Consider the following 19,384-nt stretch of genomic DNA (forward strand, 5'->3'; position numbering starts at 1 on the left):
TCGCGACTCGGCGCGCACACCTCGTTCGCTGTCTTCGCTGGCAGTCATCAGCCTCGTGGCGCTGCTCGGTGTTGCCGGTCTCATGTGGCTTGGCATTTGGCAGGTTGAGCGGCGAGCTTGGAAGCTCGATTTGATTTCCCGCGTCGAGAGCCGGGTTCACGCAACTCCGGTGCCCGCGCCGGGTCCGGCCGATTGGCCTTCGATCACCGCCAATAACGACGAGTATCGACGCGTCACGGTTTCCGGCCACTTTCTTCATGATCGCGAGACGCTCGTCATGGCCGTCACCGACGAGGGCGGTGGCTATTGGGTGTTGACGCCGCTCAAGACCGCGACAGGTTTCGAAGTGCTCGTCAATCGCGGTTTCGTACCGACCGAAAAGAAGGAGCGTGAGACGCGGCTTGCGGGAGAGATCGACGGCAACGTAACCGTTACGGGTTTACTGCGCATGACGGAGCCGAAGGGCGCATTTCTGCGCGGCAACGATATCTCGGCCGATCGCTGGTATTCCCGCGACGTTGACGCCATCGCGATCAAGCGCGGCCTCGACAATTATGCGCCTTACTTCATCGACGCCGATGCAACACCCAATCCGGGCGGCTATCCGGTCGGTGGTCTGACGGTGATCAAATTCCCGAACAATCACCTCGTTTACGCGTTGACGTGGTTTGCGCTGGCGCTGATGCTCGCGGCTGCCTTCGTCCGGTTCCTGCGCGAAGAGATTCGCATCCGGCAAACGCCGCAGGGGGCCGGCGGTGCGGCTCCGGATTGAGGTCCTCTGATCCCTAGTCTGTGCGCCCGGTATGTCGAAGTTCAGTGACCTCCAGTTCCCTTTTCAGAGCGACGAACTCGCGGCATCGCCTGCCAATGGAGCCGATGCCATTGGCGTGGAAAACATGCTGCTGTTGGTCCAGCTTCGCTGGATCGCGGTTGCGGGCCAGGTGGCGACGATTGTGTTCGTCTGGACCGTCCTTGGGGTCAATCTTCCGCTCGTGCCGATGGGCCTCGTTGCATCGTCGTTGGTGGTTCTCAATCTTGCAAGCCTCTGGTGGCTGCGGCGCGGGCGTGACGTCGGCGCCATGGGTTTGCTCGTTGCGCTGCTACTCGACGTCGCCGGTCTGACGGCACAGCTCTATCTCAGCGGCGGGGCGATGAACCCGTTTGCCTTCCTTTATCTTCTTCAGGTTACGCTGGCAGCGGTGCTGCTCAATGTGCGGCTGACGTCGGTGGTGCTGGCCGCGACGTGCGCGAGCTTCCTTTTGCTTACGCGGTTTTATCGTCCGCTTGAAATTCCGGCCGGAGAGATCAACCTCTTCACGCTACATGTTATCGGCATGCTGGTCTGTTTCGCGGTCGATGCGGCGTTGCTGTTCGTGTTTGTCACGCGCATTACGCGCAATCTCAGGGAGCGCGATGCGCGCCTTGCAGCGCTGAAGCAGCATGCCGCCGAAGAGGATCATATCGTGCGCATGGGGCTTTTGGCGTCGGGTGCTGCGCATGAACTTGGTACGCCATTGGCATCGCTGTCGGTCATTCTCGGCGATTGGCGTCGGATGCCGGTCATCACGGGCAATCCCGAGCTGTTGCAGGAAGTCGATGAAATGCAAGCAGCCGTGAAGCGCTGCAAATCGATCCTGACGGGCGTGCTGCTGTCGGCCGGTGAGGCACGCGGCGAAGCCCCGAGCGTGACCACGGTGACGACCTTCTTTAATGCTCTGATCAACGAGTGGCGGGAAGCGCGAACTCCAAACTATCTCGATTATAACAACGCGTTCGGTGCCGATCTGTCGATCGTTTCCGATTCGACGCTGAAGCAGATCATCTTCAACGTGCTGGACAACGCATACGATTCGTCGCCCGACTGGGTCGGCGTTTCGATTTCGCGTGATGGTGACATGCTTATTCTGCGCGTGCTGGACCGCGGTCCGGGATTTGCGCCGCAAATGCTCGCGCAATTCGGAAAGCCCTATCAATCGAGCAAGGGGAAGCCGGGCGGCGGGCTTGGATTGTTTCTGGTTGTGAATGTGGTCCGCAAACTCGGCGGCAGCGTCATAGCGGCCAACCGCCCCGAAGGCGGTGCGTCCGTGACGCTCAAGCTGCCGCTTTCGGCCCTTGCCCTTGGAGCCCGCTAGACATGGATGATGCCAACCCAACGCTGGTGATCGTCGAAGACGATGCGTCTTTCGCCGCGACGCTCAAGCGTTCGTTCGAGCGGCGCGGGTACAAGGTTGATCACGCCGAAGGCCCCGAGCAACTTCACGACATCCTGCAGGTCCGCACGCCGGGCTTTGCCGTCGTCGATCTGAAGCTTGCTGGCGCTTCCGGTTTGACATGCGTCGAAGCCCTGCATGCGCATGATCCCTCGACCGTTATCGTCGTGCTCACGGGCTTTGCGAGCATCGCCACCGCGGTTGAAGCGATCAAGCTCGGCGCGCGGCATTACCTCGTGAAACCGTCGAGTACGGACGATATCGAGGATGCGTTCGAGCGCGCCCAAGGCGATCCCGGTGTTGCGCTCACGGAACGCCCGACGTCGATCAAGACCGTCGAGTGGGAGCACATTCACCAGATCCTGGTTGAGACGAATTTCAATATTTCCGAGGCGGCGCGGAGGCTTGGCATGCACCGCCGGACGCTGGCGCGGAAGCTTGAAAAGCGGCGCGTAAAATAGCTGTCGCCGTAATCCTGTTCTGCTAGCTTAACGTCAGCAAGCGGAGGGGTTTGGCATCATGCGCAGCGGTTCGGTTTCCATTCATCAGTCGACGACGTTTGTCGGAGTGATGGGATTGACGCTGCTTATTGCTGTCGGCTTTGCAGAAACGAAAGAAGCGCATCGGACGCCGCCGTGCGATGTCGATTGTGTGAGCCGGGACGCCGGTTATGCCTGGGGCAAGGAACTCGGCATCGACGATCCCTCGGAATGCGGAGGAAATTCCGCGGACTTCATTGCGGGCTGTCAGGCCTATGCGACGAAGCATGAAGATCCGATGGCACTGCCGGCGGACGACGCGCAGAGCGATCAGCAATCCGATGACGAACAGGATCAGGCCGACGGCATGACGGTTGACGATAACATCAATGTGCTCACCGGGCCGAGCGCCGATCCGGACTCCAATCTTCCGCTGCCCAGCGAGGCGCCGAGCCAGGACTAAAGCGAGGCCTTCATAGCGCGTTTAGTTCTGCGGGATTTGCGGGCCGGAGACGGGAGCCTGGGGTGCGGGATGCGGCTTGTCGGGAAATGGCCAGCCCGGCCAGTAGAGCCGCACAAGGACGACGAGAACGAAAATATAGATGGCGAGCAGCCACGCGCGGCGCGAGGTCAGGTCATGCTTGGGTTTCGGCTCGGGCGTGTTGTCGGAGGTCATGCTGGTCCTGCAAAGTAAGGGGATAATATAGGATCAAGGAGTGGGGCGAGCGTAGCGAGCACCCCTTCCTACGATCCCTCAAATCTCCCATAAGAGCTATATAGGTAAATGAGTGAATGCCTGAGCCCGCCGTTTAGATACGGCAAATTCTACAGGCGTCTTGAAATGTGGGGTATTTCGTCGGAAGGGGCTTCTTTGAGAGATAAAAGGAAAAAGGTGTAGGGTAATTTCCTTCTTTTCTACAAACGTCTCCCTTAAGGGGATCAGGGGTTTTACCCCTACACGTTGCTACGCTCTCCTGACGTGATATTCGCCTAAAACCCGGAATCGGGCCAGGACTGAACCATTATGACCTTTTGAATTTAAGGAAAGAAAATGGGCCTGCTTGTTGTTTCTCATCAGCCGGAGGCTCAATCATATCTAGAAAGCTTTGAGAGGGACGGGCGCTGAATGGCCTGCCGTGACTCGGGTAAACGACAATTCTCAACGTCCGACGATATGCAGAGTTCGGCAAGTCTTTTGCTAGCTGCTGGCTTATCAATTTTGGATCGAGATAATAAACCGCCTCATCTCCATCTCTGAGTTCTGCGGGCAGCTTGCTGTCGTAACCCGTGTTGCCCAGTGTCTGATAGAAAAATTTCTTCTTGGCGCGTCCCCACCGAAAATATCCGGCTGTCCATCCTATCATGGTGACTCTTACAGGTCGGATTGCCTTATTGATTATTTTGACGACTAAGTACTCAGGTTGTTTTCCTGGTAGACCCACCAGCACCATTACATTGGCGCTCACCGCGAGGGAGATCTTTTCTCCTCGCAATCCTAACCACAGCGCAGCAACAACAGCTGCAATAGTTGCTAGGGATGAAACCCAAACGCCGGATACTTCCCAAAGTCTAAGGGTATGTTCTGACCCATCGAAGAGCCACCCTAAGTTAGGCAGATACGAATAGATGCCATCGAACATTTGTTCGCTCAGCGAATATTGTGAAATCGAAATCCTAAAAATAAGGGGCACCTCTCGGCACCCCTTTGGTCGTTAATGGCTCTTAACGGACAAGTGAATAATAAACCTGATCCGTAGACGTCTAAGTAGAGCTTTCATCGGGTATCTCTCTAAGTCTGAGGATGCCCCGGCCCTGCAAACAGGATGATCCCGTACCCGCCCGATTAGTTCGCACGATTCGCTCTGCAACTCAAATCGGAGCGCAAGATACAGCGGCTATTTCTTCAGTTGGGTCGTCCGCAGCGAAGCGTAGGACGAGGAGCCCGAACACCGTAACGATGTTAGGAAGGTGCTAGGCATTGGGGGGACGACAGCGAAATCAAAGGCGCTAGGAAAGAGCTAGCCTGTTAATTTGGATGGTACCGCCTCCCAGAGTTGAACCGGGGACCTCTAGATCCACAATCTAGCGCTCTAACCAACTGAGCTAAGGCGGCACAAGCCGTTTTCAGGGTAACTTTAGCGCGGTTGGCTGGCGCAGTGCATCTGCAAACGCCTCATCCGTCGCGCCGGAGATCCCCGATTGTCGAGCGGCCCGGAGGTACGCTCGGCGAGCGCTGGTTCCATCACAGGCTGGGGCGAGGGTCAAGGGCGACTTATCGCTCTTTCTGCGGTCCGCCCCGAATTTTCGGGGGGCCTACACGATTGAATATTAACTTTGCATGAACGCATGGAACTCGCTCCCCCGACGGGAGTATAGTGCGCTAGTGGGGAAACCGTAGGGACTGTTTTCGGGGGAAAACGGAAAATCATGACCCTTTGTCATTACAGCTCGGAAGAGCTCGATGAGCTTCAGCAATTGCTGAAAAGCATCATCGACGAAGCACACCAGATGTCGCTCAATATTCCAGATGAGGACATTATCGAGAAACTCTACGACCTGGCCGATCGCGGCGAACGCGACCCGGAGAAGCTCCGCGAGGCCATTCTGACCAAGGCTGCGTAAACCGACGAGGTTGGTGCGCGCCTAGATTGTCATTCTGCGTTTTCGTTCAATCGGTTGATGTGATTCCACCCGCGGTGCAGCGAGGCGCTCGCGCCCGTCTCGCGGTTGGCAGTGGAAAATCGTGCGTTTCGCCATTCTAGGTGTCCGCAAATCACGTACGTTGACGTGGTGCGTTGCGAATAAGCCTTTGGAACGGGCGAACTTTCACGATGGCTGTCGCGGCTAAACCCGTACTCCCGAATGGCCGTGACGATGCAGCGCCGCTCGATGCCGAGCAGGACGCGCAACCCGCTGTCGTCATCGACACTGAAGCTGCGGAAATTCTCGCCGCGAACGAGCGCGGGCGGTCTGCGCTCGGGCTTTTCCCTTATGCAACCTTTCCGATGGCGCTTGATCCGGCGATGCCTGCCGTCGCGCGCCTTCGGCAGATTGCGGCGGCAACGAACCTCGGCAAGGGGACGCCGGAGACCTTGCTGTTCTGGAACAGCGGCCGGCTGAAACGCGTGAAATGCAAGGTAGCGCAACGCGGCGGCAAGGGCTCGAAGGTTTTGCTGCTTCACATCGAGATGGTGGAGGCTCCGGACGATAGCTATCCGCCGTCCCGCCGTGCGGGCACTTCGGCCGGCGCGGTCGAAAAGCTGCCGGACACGCCGGCGAGTGCGCCGGTCGCGGCCCAGCCGGTGGCGGCGTCTATAGCCGCCGGGCTGGACGTCGATACCATCGCCAAGCTCGCGCACGAGCTCAAGACGCCGCTGACGGCGATCGCGGCGGCTGCCGAGATCATGCGCGACGAACGGCTCGGCGAGATGAAGAACCAGCGCTACTTGAGCTACGCTGCGGATATTCACGAAAGCGCAACGCACGCCCTCGACGTCATCACGTCGCTGCTTGCAGAACGCGCCAAGCCTGCGACGGCCGCGTCGCGTCTCATTGCAATCGATCTCAATGCCATCGTCGACCGCACGGTTTCGAGCGTGAAGGCGCTAGCGGAATCGTGTGGATTGAACCTTTCATTCGATTCCGATGGAAGTACCCCGCATGTCGTCGCCAATCCGACGGCGCTGCGGCAGATCCTGCTCAATCTGCTGACCAACGCGATCAAATTCACCCCGCAGGGCGGAGATGTCCGCGTCGCGACCGGACACCTGGACGATGGGCGCGTGTTTCTCACGGTCCGTGATACCGGTGGCGGAATGAGCGGCATCGGTGCGGCGGCGGGATCGATATCGGCCAGCGAATTGAAGCCCGCGTGGGCACGCAGCAACGGCATCGGACTGCCGCTCGTCGAATCGCTGGTGCGTGACATGGGGGCGGAGATCGAGATCGACAGCGCACCTCAGAAAGGGACGGCGGCGACGATCCTGTTCGGCGACTTCGCACGCCGTTTCAAGTGATCCGGTGAGGGCGTCGGAAGCACGCCATAGCTAGTTGAAAATTATAAAAATTCTAATGTGAGCGATGCGACTTAGTAAGTGTTGACCGAGTCGCTATCGTCGCGTTAGCTCAGATGACGATGTCATCGGCGACATCGCGCGTCAGTCACTCGTCAGTTGCTGGCGTCAACCGATACCGGGGCCTTGAACCTCGATTATTGGAGCGGACAATGGACTTTTTCTCCAGCGCTATTCATTGCGCACTTTCTCAATCATCAGCACTCGTTTCATCAGGTCTCGACTCCGGCGTCGTCGCCGCGCTCGTGAGCCTCTCGGCGGAGGGTTCGCACAATGGCTAATTCGGCATCCAATTCCTCTCTCGGACAATCGGCGCGTTCGGCGAAGGTCGTGCCCTTGCCGGCGCGTGCACCTGAGCGGCTGGTTGCCGTCGGCTTCCGCTGCTGGCTCGCCGGATTGTCGACCGGCGATATCAAATGCTGGGAAGACGCGTGGAACACGTTTTCGGGCATGCTCGGCCCGGACAATGCCAAGGCGCTGTTGCTCGACCTTTCGAAGTTCGTTCGCGCCGTCAAAGCCAACGCGCAGCGCGACATCGAGATTTCGCCGGCGGGCTGCCGCAGCTTCTGCCGCGACGAGTGCCTCGCGATCTCGATTATCGCTGCGTGTCAGCATGATGAGCGTCAGGCGCTGACGGCTGCGGCTGAAGCGCTGATCGGTTCGGGCGATATCGGCGATACGCTTAACGGTGCGCAGGCGCTGGCAGCGGCGTTGCGCAAGACCAACCAGATGCTCGATGCGGATTCGATCTGCCCTGCTACGTGCGGCCTTCGCGCGTCGCGCCGGCGGTTGATGTAAGCACAGCGGCCTACGCTTTATCGAGATCGTTCTGAATGCGTTCGGCGGCCATTGCGCGCTCGCCGAGCGCCAAGTGCAGGCCTACCTTCGTGCGCCGCCAAAGAATATCGTCCGCGGTCACGGCCCATTCCTCCGATTTGAGATAGGCGATTTCGTGGGCTGTCAGACCGCCGCCTAAGTCTTCGCCAAGGTCTTGTTCCGATCGCGCTCCGGCGATGAGGTCTTGTGCGCGCGTGCCGTACCGGCGAGCGAGACGGCGAAGACGAGTTGGCGCAAAACCGCTGTTCGCTCGGACGAAGTCTGCCAACCACTGTTCGAACGATTGTCCACCAAGGTCGCCGCCCGGCAATGGCGTCGTCGCGGTCGTTCCGCGGGGCATGTTCGGGAAGTAGGGATGGAGCGCGCTAAGAGCGGCTTCGGCGAGCTTGCGATAGGTGGTGATCTTGCCGCCGATGACGTGAAGGATTGGCGGCGATTGCTTGGCTTCCAAGTCGAGCCGGTAATCGCGGCTGACGGCGGATGCGCTTTGCGCGCCATCGTCATCGAGCGGGCGCACGCCTGCGAAACTCCAGACGATGTCGCTATGTTTTGGAGCATTCCGAAAAAAGCGGCGCGCGACGTCGAGCAGATATGTTTCTTCAACGCGGGTCGGCGTGGCATGGCGTGGATCGCCCGACAGTTTTTCTTCCGTCGTGCCGATCAGCGTGAAATCATCTTCGAACGGTATTGCAAACACGACGCGGCCGTCTTCGTTTTGGAACGTGTAAGCGTCATCAGCACCGGTGATGCGCGGGACGACGATGTGACTGCCTTTGACGAGGCGAATGGCAATCGCGTTTGCCGGCGGTTGTGTCGTCGTCGCCAGCTTCGCGACATCAGCGACCCAAGGACCAGCCGCATTGACGATGGCGCGGGCAGCGCAGCGTTGGCCATCGCGTCCGAACGAAGCGATCCATAGATCATTTTCAGTTGTGAGCGCCGTGACGGCGGTGCGCGTCAGGATGCGGGCTCCGGCATTGCGGGCGGCGAGCGCATTCAGAACGACGAGGCGGGCATCGTCGACGGCGCAATCCCAATACGTGAAGCCAGACACGATCTCTGGCTGAAGCGGTTTGCCCGCAGGTTCGCGCCGCAGATCAATCGCGTGCGAGGCGCCGAGCGACTGGCGCGTGGCGAGGTGGTCGTAAAGGAAAAGTCCGGCGCGCATCATCAGAGCCGGTCGCATGCCTTCGACTTGCGGCAGCACGAAACGCAGCGGACGGACGATGTGCGGGGCTTTTGCCAGCAGGACTTCCCGTTCGGCGAGCGCTTCTCGGACAAGGCGAAATTCGAAGTGTTCGAGGTAGCGGAGGCCGCCGTGGATCAGCTTGGAGCTTGCTGACGACGTTGCGCCTGCCAGGTCTTCGGCTTCGGCCAACAGAACCGACAGGCCGCGTGACGCGGCGTCGGCGGCGATCCCGGCACCGTTGATGCCGCCGCCGATCACGAGCAAGTCGTAGACTTCATCGGTCATGCAAAACCCATGGGGAACCCGCTCCACGACGTTGGTCGTTGCGGGATTCTAGGCGACTCGCTCAGAAGCGCGAAGGATCAGCTTTCTGTCGGGCCGCCGGCTTTGCGGCTGCGGAACAGCAGGCTGAAGAGCAATCCGGCGATGAAGCCCGCGGGTACCGAAACCAGCGTGATGGCCGCCGGTTGCAGTCCGCCCCAGTTGGCAATGGTCGTGACATGGGCGACGAGCGTGGCGCGAGCGGCAGCTTGAGCTTCCGGTGTCGTCGCTGCAGCAAGTGCGGTTTGCAACTCTGTGAAACGGTCGGCAGCTTCGGGCATGGCGTTCGACAGGCCGCCGCTCAGGCTGAACAGTTCCACCGGCCAGACGTGGACGCCGAAAAGGTAGATGCCGGTGATGGCGATACCGACCAGCATCGCAGCGATGGCGCCGACCTTGTTCATGTGCCGCCAATGTAAGCCTAAAACGAGGGCGGGGAAGAGCCCTGCGGCGAGGATCGCAAATCCTTCAGCGGCGAGCAGGCCCGTGCTCATCGCCGCATAAAGTGCGCCGAGCGCACCTGCCACAAGCATTGTGCCGCCGACCGTCACGGCGCGGAAATCGAGGTTCACGAGATCGTTGGCGTCGCGGTTCGCGCGGATTTCGCCATCCGCAACGACGATGCCGGAGATGAGCGCGTTGCCCATAAGGATCGAGGCCAGCACGGCGCCGATCAGCAGTGGGTATTGTAGCCAAGGATCGAGGCCCGAGATCTTCGGTGCGGCGACGACGAAGCCGTCCGTCGTAAACGCAAGGTCTTGCAGCCGGACGAAGCCGCGCTGGCCCGAGGCCTTCTGGCAGGCCGCTGTCAGTTCGGTTGGCGCTTCGGAATTGCGGTCGCAGACCTTCACCCAGCCGAGCGCGCTGGCTTCTGCCAGCGATTGCGGAATGGCGGCAATCTCGATGCCCTTCGACATCGCCTGTTCGAAGCCGAGGCGGCTATAGATGGCGAGCGGCGGCAAGCTCGCGATGATGATGGCAACCGCGAAAAGTGCAGCGGCGGTGCGCTTTACGGCAGAGCCTGGTGCGACGGAGGATTGCGAGACGTGGCGGCCGAGAAGATGCGGCGCGACGACAATGCCGAACGCGACTGCCAGCAGCAGCCCGGCGAAGTTTTTCATCGACAGCTGCAGGAATGGCGACGCCATCGGCTTCAGCGATTGGAAGTCCGAGAGGCGATTGATGATCAGTTTCTGGCTGATGCTGGCATGACTTTGCAGGGCGGCCCCGAGCGTCAGATGCGGCATGGCCGAGCCGTCGGCGTAAAGCGCAAGGCCAATCAGCGTTGCGAGCAAGCCGCCGCAGATGATGATAAAGCCGATGCCGTTGATCTTCTTGCCGGGCAGCAGAGAGCCGGCCAACCAGATGGCGGTGATCGCGAGGGTAAGAACGAGGATCGCCTGCGGCAGCGGCAGGTTCGATAAGCTTTGAAAGGCCAGCGATCCGGCGCGGATATCGGCCGCCAGCAAAAGCACGCAGCCGACGAAGGCAATCAGGAATGCGAGGCGGCGCACGACATTGCTGCCGTAGCGGATGGCGAAAAAGCCGCTGATCGATTGTACCGGATAGAGCACGAAGCGCGGCGCGACGAGAATGGCGAGAAGCGCGATGCCGGCGACCATGCCAAGCGGCAGCGCCAAGCCGTCATATCCCATGGCCGCGATATAACCGGTGAAGCCCAACAGCGCGACTGCGCCGACGCATTCACCGGCAAAGACGAGCGCCGGGCCGATGCCTTCGCGCGCCGACGTGCCGCCCGCGCGCCAAGCGTAAAACGCGACGAGCGCAACGAGACCGATGATGGCGCCCTGGGCTGCGATCCAGAAGCCGAGCGGGAAGCCGGCGAAGTGGAAGAGATTGAGCGTCAGCGCGCACAGCGGCAGAGCGACGGCCAAGATCAGCCATAGCATCAAGCTTGCGAGCAAAAGGCGGCCCGACGGCCGGCTGGCGCCTGCGATATCCCCCAAACTCATTCTGAAAACCTCTTCCCATCCCCGCTTAGCATCGAACGCGCGCTATTGGCGTCAGAAAGGCGTTCCGATCAAGGCGGGGAACATTACCGATGAGAGCTTCTGAACTAAGATCAGAAAAATGCCGGTGGCGGCGGAATGATGGGCCAGAACGACCCTTGTTTTGTTCGTTCGAAGGCCGGAATTGAATTGGGGTGGCTCGACTGGCGAACCACCCCAATAGTTTCGTCCCTAGACTTGGACCTTTATTCGTTTTTATCCCTGCGACCGGTCCCAACCATCGCGGAGTGGGCGCACCATGTACCATTGTGTCTTCTGCGTCAAGTCACCGCGCGACATAAATAATTTCGATTTTGTGACTGCCTAATCGATGGTCAATTTTGTTGCCTCGGAGGGGTGCACCGCGCTCGGTTATTGGTCGATTATGGCAAAATAGCGGGAGGAAATGAGTGCCGCAGCAACAGGCGGGTTTCGCCTGCTCCCAGAGCGTGGAAATCGCCATCGTGAGGCGCCGTCGAGGGGGGGCGTCGAGCCTGTGCAACTTATGCCGCCCCTGGCTTCCTGGGACGTCCAGGAATGTCTGTCTGACCGGTATTCAGAGCCGTTTAACGCCCCGCACGCCAGGACGTGCTAAGCTCGGTTTTGATCGGCCAACAACGGGCCAGGAAATGGATTGAACGCTGTGGCATCGGCCAAACGCATTCTACTGATCATCGGCGGCGGGATCGCGGCCTACAAATGCCTGGAGCTGATCCGCCGGCTCAAGGAGCACGGCCACAGCGTCCGGGCGGTGATGACCAAGGCCGCGCATCACTTCGTGACGCCGCTATCGGTCGGAGCGCTGACGAATGAGCGCGTGCTGACGGATCTCTTTGATCTCGATGAGGAGCGCGAGATCGGCCACATCCGGCTGGCACGCGATAGTGATGTGATCGTCGTCGCGCCCGCAACAGCGGATCTGATGGCGCGGATGGCAGGTGGGCATGCGGACGATCTCGCGACGGCGGTGCTGCTGGCAGCCGACAAGCCGGTGCTGGTCGCGCCAGCGATGAACCCAGCGATGTGGCTCAATCTGGCGACGCGACGAAACGTGGCGCAACTCAAAGAAGACGGCATTCGCTTCGTCGGACCGGCTGTTGGCGAGATGGCGGAGAGCGGCGAAGCTGGCCCTGGCCGTCTCGTCGAGGTTCCGCAGCTCATTGAAGCCATCGAGAGTGTGCTTGAATCGCACACGGATACCGTTGGTCCGCTCGCAGGGCGGCACGTCGTTATTACAAGTGGGCCGACGCACGAGCCTATCGATCCGATCCGCTATCTGGCGAACCGGTCATCCGGCAAGCAGGGTTTTGAACTCGCGGCGGCCGCGCGCGAACTTGGCGCCCGCGTAACGCTGATTACCGGGCCCGTGTCCTTGCCTGAGCCGCGCGATGTCACGGTCGTGCGAATCAAGACGGCTGATGAAATGCTTGCGGCGGTGCGCGCGGCGCTTCCTGCCGATATCGCCGTGTTTGCAGCAGCCGTTGCCGATTGGCGTGTCGACCGGCCGCAAACGGAAAAGATCAAAAAGGCCGAAGGCAAAAGCGCGCCGATGCTGACGCTGTCGGAAAACCCCGACATTCTGAAAACGATTGCTCAATCCGGTCAGATGCGGCCATCGCTCGTCATTGGCTTTGCGGCCGAGACGCAGGACGTGCTGGCGCACGGGCAAAAAAAACTGAAGACAAAGCGTGCGGACTGGATCGTTGCAAATAATGTTTCGCCGTCGTCCGGCGTGATGGGAGGAGAGAACAATACCGTGCATGTGATAACGGCGAGCGGCGTCGAGAGTTGGCCGGAGATGAGCAAAGCCAAGGTGGCGCGAAAGCTCATGGAGCGTGCGGCCGGAGAGCTTCACAGCAAGCGGACGGCTGCAGAATGAAAGTGAAAATCAAGCGGCTGCCGCACGCCGACGGTCTTCCGCTTCCCGATTATCAAACACCCGACGCGGCCGGTTTCGATCTTGTGGCGGCGGTCGCTCCCGATACGACGGTAACGATCCTGCCGGGCGCACGCGTGCTCATTCCGACGGGATTGATCTTCGAGATTCCGAAGAAGATGGAAGCTCAGGTGAGACCGCGTTCCGGTCTTGCCATCAAGCATGGCGTGACGGTTCTCAATAGTCCCGGTACGATCGACGCCGACTATCGCGGCGAAGTCGCAGTCATTTTGATCAATCTCGGCAAAGAGCCGTTCGTCGTGACTAGGGGCGAGCGCATCGCGCAAATGGTTATCGCGCCCGTTGCCCGCGTAAAATTGCGTGAGGTCAAAAAGCTTTCGAAGACGAAAAGAGGTGCCGGCGGTTTCGGCTCGACGGGCGTAGGTGAGGCGGCATCCCAACCGAAGTCCCGCAAGGAGAAATCCGTTTCCGACGACGGGGAGGCGGCGCAAACAAAATCCGGCTCTCAAAAGCGGGGACGCTCGTCGTAAGCATAAAAAATGCAATGCTTATCGGCGCCTACGACTATGCATCGCCTCTTGAGAGCGGTGCTCGAACCTGCGAGAAACGACCCTACATTCAGATGTAGTCGGTGCAGACACGCGCCAACGCAACCCGAGACTTCTCAAACCGAGACAGGCCATGACAGAGACGCTTGAGATCAAGACACTGGACGCCACAAAGAGCTGGGGGCGCGGCCGCGTCTATGACAGCATCACCGAGACCATCGGTCATACGCCGCTCGTGCGTCTTTCGAAAATCCAAGAGGCTGCGAAGCTCAAGGCAGACATTCTGCTGAAGCTCGAATTTTTCAATCCGCTGTCGTCGGTCAAGGATCGTATTGGCGTGGCGATGATCGACGTGCTCGAAGCGGAAGGCCGCATCAAGCCGGGTAAGACCGTTCTGATCGAGCCGACATCGGGCAACACGGGTATAGGTCTCGCGTTCGTTGCAGCGGCGCGCGGATATCGCCTCATCCTCGTCATGCCAGAGACGATGTCGATCGAGCGCAGAAAAATTCTGGCGCATCTCGGCGCTGAGCTTGAATTGACGCCTGGACCGGGCGGCATGCCGGCGGCGGTCACGCGCGCGGAAGAGCTTGCGAAGACGCTGCCGGACGCGGTCATTCCGGGTCAATTCGATAACCCGGCGAACCCGCTCGTTCACGAAAAGACGACGGCGGAAGAAATCTACAACGACACCAACGGCAAGGTCGACGCGCTCGTGGTTGGCGTCGGCACAGGCGGCACGCTGACCGGTGTCGGTCGGGCGCTGAAGAAGCGCATTCCAGGCCTCAAGGTCATCGCCGTCGAGCCGTCGACGAGTGCGATACTGTCCGGGCAGCCGCGCGGTCCGCACAAGATCCAGGGCATCGGCGCCGGTTTCATTCCGAGCATTCTCGATAAAGGCCTGATCGATGAAGTCGTGACGGTGTCGAGCGAGACGGCATTCGATGTGTCGCGCATGGTCGCGAAGGTGGAAGGCATTCCGGGCGGCATCTCGACGGGTGCCAACGTTGCCGCCGCGATCACGGTTGCCGAGCGGCCGGAATTCGCAGGCAAAACGATCGTGACATTCGCGCCGTCGTCGGCGGAGCGGTATTATTCCAGCGAGCTGTTCGTCGATCCGCAGCCGCGGAGCTAAACGCGCAAGAGGTTCTTATGGCGACACTCACGTCCGAAGAGGTGCAGCGTTACAAGCGTCACCTTGTGCTGCGTGATGTCGGTGCGCCTGGACAGCAGAAGCTGAAGGGCGCGCGTGTTCTCGTTATTGGTGCCGGCGGACTTGGTTCGCCGGTCGTCACCTATCTTGCGGCGGCGGGTATCGGCACCATCGGCATCGTCGACGACGACACCGTTTCAATCGACAACCTGCAGCGTCAGATCGCGCATCGCACCGAGGACGCCGGGCGACTGAAAGTCGAGAGCGCACGCGATACGATGCTGCGTCTTAATCCACTCGTCACGGTCGAGACGCATGCGGAGCGCATGAATGCCGATAACGCGATTGCGCTGATTTCCAACTACGACATCATTGCTGACGGCTCGGACAACTTCGCGACACGCTACCTCGTGGCGGACGCGTGTTATTTCGCCAAGCGGCCACTCGTCTATGCGACGCTCGGATCGTTCGACGGTTATGTCTCGACGTTCAAGCCTTACGAGCGAAACGCCGAGGGAGAGCCATATCCGACACTGCGCTGTCTCTTTCCCGAGGCACCGCCGCAAGGGCTTGTCGCCAACTGCGAAGAGGTGGGCGTACTCGGTCCGGTTGCCGGCGTCGTCGGCACGCTGCAGGCGACGGAAGTGGTGAAGGAAATTCTTGGTCTCGGTGAAAGTCTGGCGGGGCGATTGCTGATCTATGACGCGCTCGCGGCGCGCTTCGAGGTCGTCGCCATCGCCTGGGATCCGGACAATCCGCTGTCAGGCAAGCAGCCGACGATTGTCGATCTGTCTTCGCACCGGGCGTCGCAGAATTCGGCCTGCGCCGCCGAGTGACCCCGTCTCCGTGCTGACCACTGTCGCGCGCAATTAAAGGCCCGTTCCTTCCAATCGTTTGCGTACCTGGCGTGGCTCGCGATAAAAGAGCCAGCGTCAATTGCGAGGTCGCAGCGTGTTACCTCTTCTGCAGAATCTTCTCTTTCTGATCATAGAACTGCTCAGGGTGCCATTCGATCTTGTCGTTGGCACGAAGCGGCGGATCTATGAGGTTTCGCGCTTCGTCGATGCGCCGAAGACAGTGGCGTGGAATGTCGTCTCGGCGCACAAGATCAAGCTCGAAGGGCCGCCGCCGATGGAGCTCGATACCGAGCCCGATCCAGCGCGTCCGGGCGTGTTTACGGGAACCTGTCAGTACAACGACAAGCGGCTCAAATTCGCTTACCAGATCCTGGCGGAGACACCGGGCGAAGCGATGACGTTGCGTCTGCTGACGGATGAATGCGATCCGATCTATCGGGTCGGCGACGATTACATCGGCGCTGTTGCCGTTGCGGGCGACGACCGGCAATCGGTCATCACGGAATGTTGCGAGCTGACGCACACCAAGATTTCGACGCGGCTGTTAATGCCGCTGACAGTCTTGCGCAGTCTCTACAGCCTGAAGCGAACTGCGGAGGCTCGCGCGGGACGGCGCGGGCGCAATTTTGGCGATCAACTGACGAGCGCGGTTATTACCGGGGCGCTGACGTTTGCGAGCTTCTCAGCGCTTTTCGATATGTCGACCGCCGTGATTTTGCTGCTCGTGGTGTTACTGCATGAGCTTGGGCATGTGCTGGCAATGCGCTGGGTCGACATTCCCGTACGCGGAATTTATTTCATTCCGTTTTTCGGTGGTGTGGCGGTCGGCGAGGGTTTCGGCAAAAGCGAAGCGGTGCGTGGTTTCGTGGCGCTGATGGGACCGGCGGGCAGCATGCTGACGACGGGGCTTTTCCTCTGGCTGTCGTTGCAAAACGACGATCCGTTTCTTGCAGACCTCGTGTTGCTGAGTGCGGTGGTGAACGGCTTGAACCTGCTGCCGATCCTGCCTCTCGACGGCGGCCGGATATTGCAGGCGTTGACGTCGCGCCTGTCGCCGCGTGGGGCACGTTCGATCCATGGCGCACTGCTGCTTGTCGGTGTCGGACTCGCCGCCTGGTTCGGCGACTACCTTTTGATGGCGCTCATTCTGCTGATTGCGCCTGGCGTTTTATCGAAGCAGACGTATGCACTCAACCAGGTGATGCCACTGACACGCCGGGAGATGGCGTGGCTCGTCTGCGGCTACGGCGCGACATTGCTTTTCTATATCGGCGTGGCGGAGCGCATCTGGACTACGGCGCTCGTCGCGGGCGGTTCTTGAGGCCGCCCGCGCGAGAGAGATTGCGTCAGAGCATCGCCGGATGGACGCGGTCGGGCGGCGCGTGGCCGTCGGAGTAGGCCTTGATGTTGATGATCACCTTTTCACCCATGTCGATGCGGCCCTCGATCGTGGCCGAACTCATATGCGGAAGCGCGACGACGCGGTTCGATGCGAGCAGGCGTGGATTGACGGCCGGTTCGTGCTCGAACACGTCGAGACCGGCGCCGGCGATGGCGCCCGATTCCAGCAGGCGGACCAACTCGTTTTCATCCACGACTTCGCCGCGCGCGGTGTTCACGAGATAAGCCGATGGTTTCATCAACTTCAGACGGCGCGCCGAAAGCAGATGGTACGTCGCTGGCGTGTGAGGGCAATTGATCGAGATGATGTCCATTCGCGTCAGCATCTGATCGAGGCTTTCCCAATACGTGGCCTCGAGTTCTTCCTCGACCTCTTCCATGACACGGCGGCGGTTGTGATAGTGGATCTGCAAGCCGAACGCCTTGGCTCGGCGGGCGACCGCCTGACCAATGCGGCCCATGCCGATGATGCCGAGGCGCTTGCCGTAAATGCGGTGTCCGAGCATCCAGGTCGGCGACCAGCCCGTCCACGTCGTTGCGGGATCGCGCATGTAGGCGGCGCCTTCCGCGAGACGGCGCGGAACCGCGAGGATCAGCGCCATCGTCATGTCGGCGGTGTCTTCGGTCAGTACGCCTGGGGTATTGGTGACAAGGATGCCGCGGTTACGCGCAGTATCGAGATCGACGTTATCGACGCCAGTGCCGAAGTTCGCGATCAGGCGCAGCCGCGGTCCGGCCTGGGTCAGGACCGAGCGGTCGATGCGGTCGGTGACGGTCGGAACGAGGACGTCGGCGGTCTTCACGGCTTCTACGAGCTGAGCGTGGCTCATCGGCTTGTCGTCGACATTCAAACGCGTGTCGAACAGCTCGCACATCCGCGTCTCGACGACATCGGGGAGTTTCCGCGTAACAACAACAACAGGTTTCTTGGGGGACGTCGGCATTCGTTTCCCATGGCTTGAAAAATGCGGCTTTGGACGAGATGACTGGGCCGCTTGAGAAAGTGCGGCCCCGTGTCTATCAGATGGCCTTTGCTAAGACAAAGTCCTGAAATCAAATAGCAGACGCCCCACTGCCGGGCATGCATCGATCCATGCTCGAACGCGGGGGCTACGAGCTATTCCAAATGACTGAATTCGCCATCACAAATCCCAAGCGCGGACGAATTCCGCTTGCGGTCTCGCGGGTTAGGCTTGCCGTTGCGGCCATATCCGTGGCGATTGCGGCAATGTCGGCCGTCGTACCGGCAAAGGCCGACGATTCGCCGCCTGTGACCGGCAGCGGCCTGCCGGTTCCGCGTTTCGTCAGTTTGAAATCGGATCGCGTAAACCTCAGGAACGGCCCAGGGACGGACTATCCCACTGGCTGGGTCTATCGCCGGGCCGGGCTGCCGGTCGAAGTGATCAAGGAATTCGAGACGTGGCGCGAAGTTCGCGATTCGGACGGGGTCACGGGCTGGGTGCTGCAGTCGCTGCTGTCGGGCCGGAGAACCGGGCTCGTGCTGCCTTGGGAGCGAAAATCCGGATCGTCGCCGCTGGTGCCGATCATGGCCAGCGACAGCTCACGGTCGGGCGTCGTCGCCAAGGTGGAAGCCGGCGTAATCGCCGATCTGCATTCCTGCGACGGCCGCTGGTGCCGCGTGACCGTCGATCAGTACAGCGGCTACATAGAGCAGAAGAAGCTCTGGGGCGTCTACGAGGGCGAGACCTTCAAATAAAGGACGCGCTGATGCAAAAGCCCAAGCGCCGCCAGCGCGGTTGGGCTTTGCCGACTATTCGCCGCGGTTAGATTTTCGCGAGGCGCACGACGACGTCGACGTGCGTGATCTTCATGCCTTCGGGCGGCTCGGGCAGGCCTTCGACTGAAATCGCGTCGCCGGCGATATCCATCAGCTCGCCGTTGGGTTCGAGCAGGAAATGATTGTGGTTGGAGGTGTTGGTGTCGAAGTAGGCCTTCGACCCCTCGATTGCCAACTCGCGCAGGAGACCCGCGCGCTTGAACTGGTGCAGGGTATTATACACGGTCGCGAGCGAGACGTGCTCTCCGAGACCTGCAACCTCGGCATGAAGCTGCTCTGCCGTCACGTGACGGTCACCGCCCTCGAACAGCAAACGGCCGAGCGTCATGCGCTGGCGCGTTGGCCGCAGACCCGCCTTTCGGAGGAGGTCGGAGGTGTTTGCCGGCATCCCGGTTTCCATATCGAGCGGAGATTTCTCGGACATTTCCGTTTGCAGAACCGTGTTGGCGTCACCACGTTCGATCGCAAGAATCGCCCGTGATGCAACGTGCTTCGAAGATCTGAGTATAGTCACTTGCCGGAAAACCCGCAACTTGCGGTCAAAACGGCTTTGAGGCGGGGATTTGGCCTGTTACACGCACCGGCTGGTCATGCTAGGCGCTCGGCCAAGCG

The 19,384-nt window shown here is 60.3% G+C and carries 19 protein-coding genes and 1 tRNA gene; 13 read left to right on the forward strand and 7 right to left on the reverse strand.

What is annotated here, in order from left to right; translation table 11 throughout:
• Window positions 1–82 precede the first annotated feature (82 nt).
• The 4 genes from HYP802_RS0101910 to HYP802_RS21990 are packed head-to-tail and all read left to right on the forward strand — an operon-like array spanning window position 83 to window position 3,152.
• A complete protein-coding gene (locus HYP802_RS0101910; RefSeq protein WP_155831296.1) occupies window positions 83–772 on the forward strand; it encodes an SURF1 family protein in 690 nt (229 codons plus the stop codon).
• Window positions 773–803: 31 nt separating this feature from the next.
• Window positions 804–2,132 carry an ATP-binding protein gene (locus HYP802_RS0101915; RefSeq protein ID WP_013950332.1) on the forward strand — a complete coding sequence of 443 codons (1,329 nt, stop codon included), beginning with the start codon at window positions 804–806 and terminating at the stop codon, window positions 2,130–2,132.
• A gap of 2 nt (window positions 2,133–2,134) precedes the next feature.
• Entirely contained in the window at window positions 2,135–2,671 is a 537-nt protein-coding gene (locus HYP802_RS0101920; RefSeq protein ID WP_013950333.1) for a response regulator transcription factor, read from the forward strand.
• A 58-nt stretch (window positions 2,672–2,729) separates the two neighbouring features.
• Entirely contained in the window at window positions 2,730–3,152 is a 423-nt protein-coding gene (locus tag HYP802_RS21990) for a hypothetical protein (protein WP_024275030.1), read from the forward strand.
• Window positions 3,153–3,173: 21 nt separating this feature from the next.
• Here the strand turns inward: HYP802_RS21990 and HYP802_RS0101930 are convergent, their stop codons facing one another.
• From HYP802_RS0101930 to HYP802_RS0101940, 3 genes are all read right to left on the reverse strand, one after another.
• The gene (locus HYP802_RS0101930; protein ID WP_024275031.1) at window positions 3,174–3,365 is read right to left on the reverse strand and encodes a hypothetical protein; all 192 of its coding nucleotides are present in this window, start codon (window positions 3,363–3,365) and stop codon (window positions 3,174–3,176) included.
• Between the two features lie 346 nt (window positions 3,366–3,711).
• On the reverse strand, window positions 3,712–4,329 hold the full coding sequence (locus HYP802_RS0101935; RefSeq protein ID WP_024275032.1) for a hypothetical protein: 618 nt from the start codon (window positions 4,327–4,329) through the stop codon (window positions 3,712–3,714).
• A gap of 396 nt (window positions 4,330–4,725) precedes the next feature.
• Window positions 4,726–4,802 (reverse strand) — tRNA-His (locus HYP802_RS0101940).
• A gap of 314 nt (window positions 4,803–5,116) precedes the next feature.
• On the opposite strand from HYP802_RS0101940, the gene HYP802_RS0101945 reads away from it, so the two are divergent.
• The 3 genes from HYP802_RS0101945 to HYP802_RS0101955 all read left to right on the forward strand — a co-directional run bounded on the left by HYP802_RS0101945 (window position 5,117) and on the right by HYP802_RS0101955 (window position 7,560).
• Complete coding sequence (locus HYP802_RS0101945; RefSeq protein WP_013950339.1) at window positions 5,117–5,311, forward strand: hypothetical protein; 195 nt, start codon at window positions 5,117–5,119, stop codon at window positions 5,309–5,311.
• Window positions 5,312–5,520: 209 nt separating this feature from the next.
• Entirely contained in the window at window positions 5,521–6,705 is a 1,185-nt protein-coding gene (locus HYP802_RS0101950) for a HAMP domain-containing sensor histidine kinase (protein ID WP_024275033.1), read from the forward strand.
• Between the two features lie 330 nt (window positions 6,706–7,035).
• Entirely contained in the window at window positions 7,036–7,560 is a 525-nt protein-coding gene (locus HYP802_RS0101955; protein ID WP_013950341.1) for a hypothetical protein, read from the forward strand.
• Between the two features lie 10 nt (window positions 7,561–7,570).
• Here HYP802_RS0101955 and glpD read toward each other — a convergent pair whose 3' ends face one another.
• Together glpD and HYP802_RS0101965 are read right to left on the reverse strand one after the other, a co-directional pair.
• Complete coding sequence (gene glpD, locus HYP802_RS0101960; protein WP_024275034.1) at window positions 7,571–9,073, reverse strand: glycerol-3-phosphate dehydrogenase; 1,503 nt, start codon at window positions 9,071–9,073, stop codon at window positions 7,571–7,573.
• Window positions 9,074–9,150: 77 nt separating this feature from the next.
• Window positions 9,151–11,082: a sodium/substrate symporter small subunit gene (locus tag HYP802_RS0101965; RefSeq protein WP_013950343.1), complete on the reverse strand. Its 1,932-nt coding sequence runs from the start codon at window positions 11,080–11,082 to the stop codon at window positions 9,151–9,153.
• Window positions 11,083–11,761: 679 nt separating this feature from the next.
• Here HYP802_RS0101965 and coaBC point away from each other — a divergent pair.
• The 5 genes from coaBC to HYP802_RS0101990 all read left to right on the forward strand — a co-directional run bounded on the left by coaBC (window position 11,762) and on the right by HYP802_RS0101990 (window position 16,894).
• Window positions 11,762–12,997 (forward strand): bifunctional phosphopantothenoylcysteine decarboxylase/phosphopantothenate--cysteine ligase CoaBC, encoded by a 1,236-nt coding sequence (coaBC, locus tag HYP802_RS0101970; protein WP_024275035.1) that lies wholly within the window; start codon window positions 11,762–11,764, stop codon window positions 12,995–12,997.
• Complete coding sequence (gene dut / locus HYP802_RS0101975; protein ID WP_013950345.1) at window positions 12,994–13,545, forward strand: dUTP diphosphatase; 552 nt, start codon at window positions 12,994–12,996, stop codon at window positions 13,543–13,545. The genes coaBC and dut overlap by 4 nt, the downstream gene beginning before the upstream one ends.
• A 151-nt stretch (window positions 13,546–13,696) precedes the next feature.
• Window positions 13,697–14,698, forward strand: coding sequence for a cysteine synthase A (gene cysK, locus HYP802_RS0101980; protein WP_013950346.1), 1,002 nt, complete (start codon window positions 13,697–13,699; stop codon window positions 14,696–14,698).
• Window positions 14,699–14,715: 17 nt separating this feature from the next.
• Window positions 14,716–15,552, forward strand: a complete 837-nt coding sequence (gene moeB / locus HYP802_RS0101985) for a molybdopterin-synthase adenylyltransferase MoeB (protein ID WP_013950347.1) — start codon at window positions 14,716–14,718, stop codon at window positions 15,550–15,552.
• 115 nt (window positions 15,553–15,667) lie between these two features.
• The gene (locus HYP802_RS0101990) at window positions 15,668–16,894 is read left to right on the forward strand and encodes a site-2 protease family protein (protein ID WP_024275036.1); all 1,227 of its coding nucleotides are present in this window, start codon (window positions 15,668–15,670) and stop codon (window positions 16,892–16,894) included.
• Window positions 16,895–16,919: 25 nt separating this feature from the next.
• Here HYP802_RS0101990 and HYP802_RS0101995 read toward each other — a convergent pair whose 3' ends face one another.
• Window positions 16,920–17,918, reverse strand: coding sequence for a D-glycerate dehydrogenase (locus HYP802_RS0101995; RefSeq protein ID WP_013950349.1), 999 nt, complete (start codon window positions 17,916–17,918; stop codon window positions 16,920–16,922).
• A gap of 284 nt (window positions 17,919–18,202) precedes the next feature.
• Between HYP802_RS0101995 and HYP802_RS0102000 the strand changes: the two genes are divergently transcribed.
• Window positions 18,203–18,691 (forward strand): SH3 domain-containing protein, encoded by a 489-nt coding sequence (locus HYP802_RS0102000; protein ID WP_244421074.1) that lies wholly within the window; start codon window positions 18,203–18,205, stop codon window positions 18,689–18,691.
• Between the two features lie 67 nt (window positions 18,692–18,758).
• Here the strand turns inward: HYP802_RS0102000 and irrA are convergent, their stop codons facing one another.
• Window positions 18,759–19,196 (reverse strand): iron response transcriptional regulator IrrA, encoded by a 438-nt coding sequence (gene irrA / locus HYP802_RS0102005; protein ID WP_024275037.1) that lies wholly within the window; start codon window positions 19,194–19,196, stop codon window positions 18,759–18,761.
• Between the last annotated feature and the right edge of the window lie 188 nt (window positions 19,197–19,384).

The organism is Hyphomicrobium sp. 802 (genome assembly GCF_000526135.1).
Classification (GTDB): Bacteria; Pseudomonadota; Alphaproteobacteria; order Rhizobiales; family Hyphomicrobiaceae; genus Hyphomicrobium_B.

Coding starts and splice junctions, on each gene's coding strand:
- moeB (WP_013950347.1), top strand. CDS start 14,716: ATGGCGACACTCACGTCCGAAGAGGTGCAGCGTTACAAGCGTCACCTT.
- glpD (WP_024275034.1), bottom strand. CDS start 9,073: ATGACCGATGAAGTCTACGACTTGCTCGTGATCGGCGGCGGCATCAAC.
- dut (WP_013950345.1), top strand. CDS start 12,994: ATGAAAGTGAAAATCAAGCGGCTGCCGCACGCCGACGGTCTTCCGCTT.
- HYP802_RS0101995 (WP_013950349.1), bottom strand. CDS start 17,918: ATGCCGACGTCCCCCAAGAAACCTGTTGTTGTTGTTACGCGGAAACTC.
- cysK (WP_013950346.1), top strand. CDS start 13,697: ATGACAGAGACGCTTGAGATCAAGACACTGGACGCCACAAAGAGCTGG.
- HYP802_RS0101910 (WP_155831296.1), top strand. CDS start 83: ATGTGGCTTGGCATTTGGCAGGTTGAGCGGCGAGCTTGGAAGCTCGAT.
- HYP802_RS0101965 (WP_013950343.1), bottom strand. CDS start 11,082: ATGAGTTTGGGGGATATCGCAGGCGCCAGCCGGCCGTCGGGCCGCCTT.
- HYP802_RS0101950 (WP_024275033.1), top strand. CDS start 5,521: ATGGCTGTCGCGGCTAAACCCGTACTCCCGAATGGCCGTGACGATGCA.
- HYP802_RS21990 (WP_024275030.1), top strand. CDS start 2,730: ATGCGCAGCGGTTCGGTTTCCATTCATCAGTCGACGACGTTTGTCGGA.
- HYP802_RS0101920 (WP_013950333.1), top strand. CDS start 2,135: ATGGATGATGCCAACCCAACGCTGGTGATCGTCGAAGACGATGCGTCT.
- HYP802_RS0102000 (WP_244421074.1), top strand. CDS start 18,203: ATGTCGGCCGTCGTACCGGCAAAGGCCGACGATTCGCCGCCTGTGACC.
- HYP802_RS0101945 (WP_013950339.1), top strand. CDS start 5,117: ATGACCCTTTGTCATTACAGCTCGGAAGAGCTCGATGAGCTTCAGCAA.
- HYP802_RS0101935 (WP_024275032.1), bottom strand. CDS start 4,329: ATGTTCGATGGCATCTATTCGTATCTGCCTAACTTAGGGTGGCTCTTC.
- HYP802_RS0101915 (WP_013950332.1), top strand. CDS start 804: ATGTCGAAGTTCAGTGACCTCCAGTTCCCTTTTCAGAGCGACGAACTC.
- irrA (WP_024275037.1), bottom strand. CDS start 19,196: ATGTCCGAGAAATCTCCGCTCGATATGGAAACCGGGATGCCGGCAAAC.
- HYP802_RS0101955 (WP_013950341.1), top strand. CDS start 7,036: ATGGCTAATTCGGCATCCAATTCCTCTCTCGGACAATCGGCGCGTTCG.
- HYP802_RS0101930 (WP_024275031.1), bottom strand. CDS start 3,365: ATGACCTCCGACAACACGCCCGAGCCGAAACCCAAGCATGACCTGACC.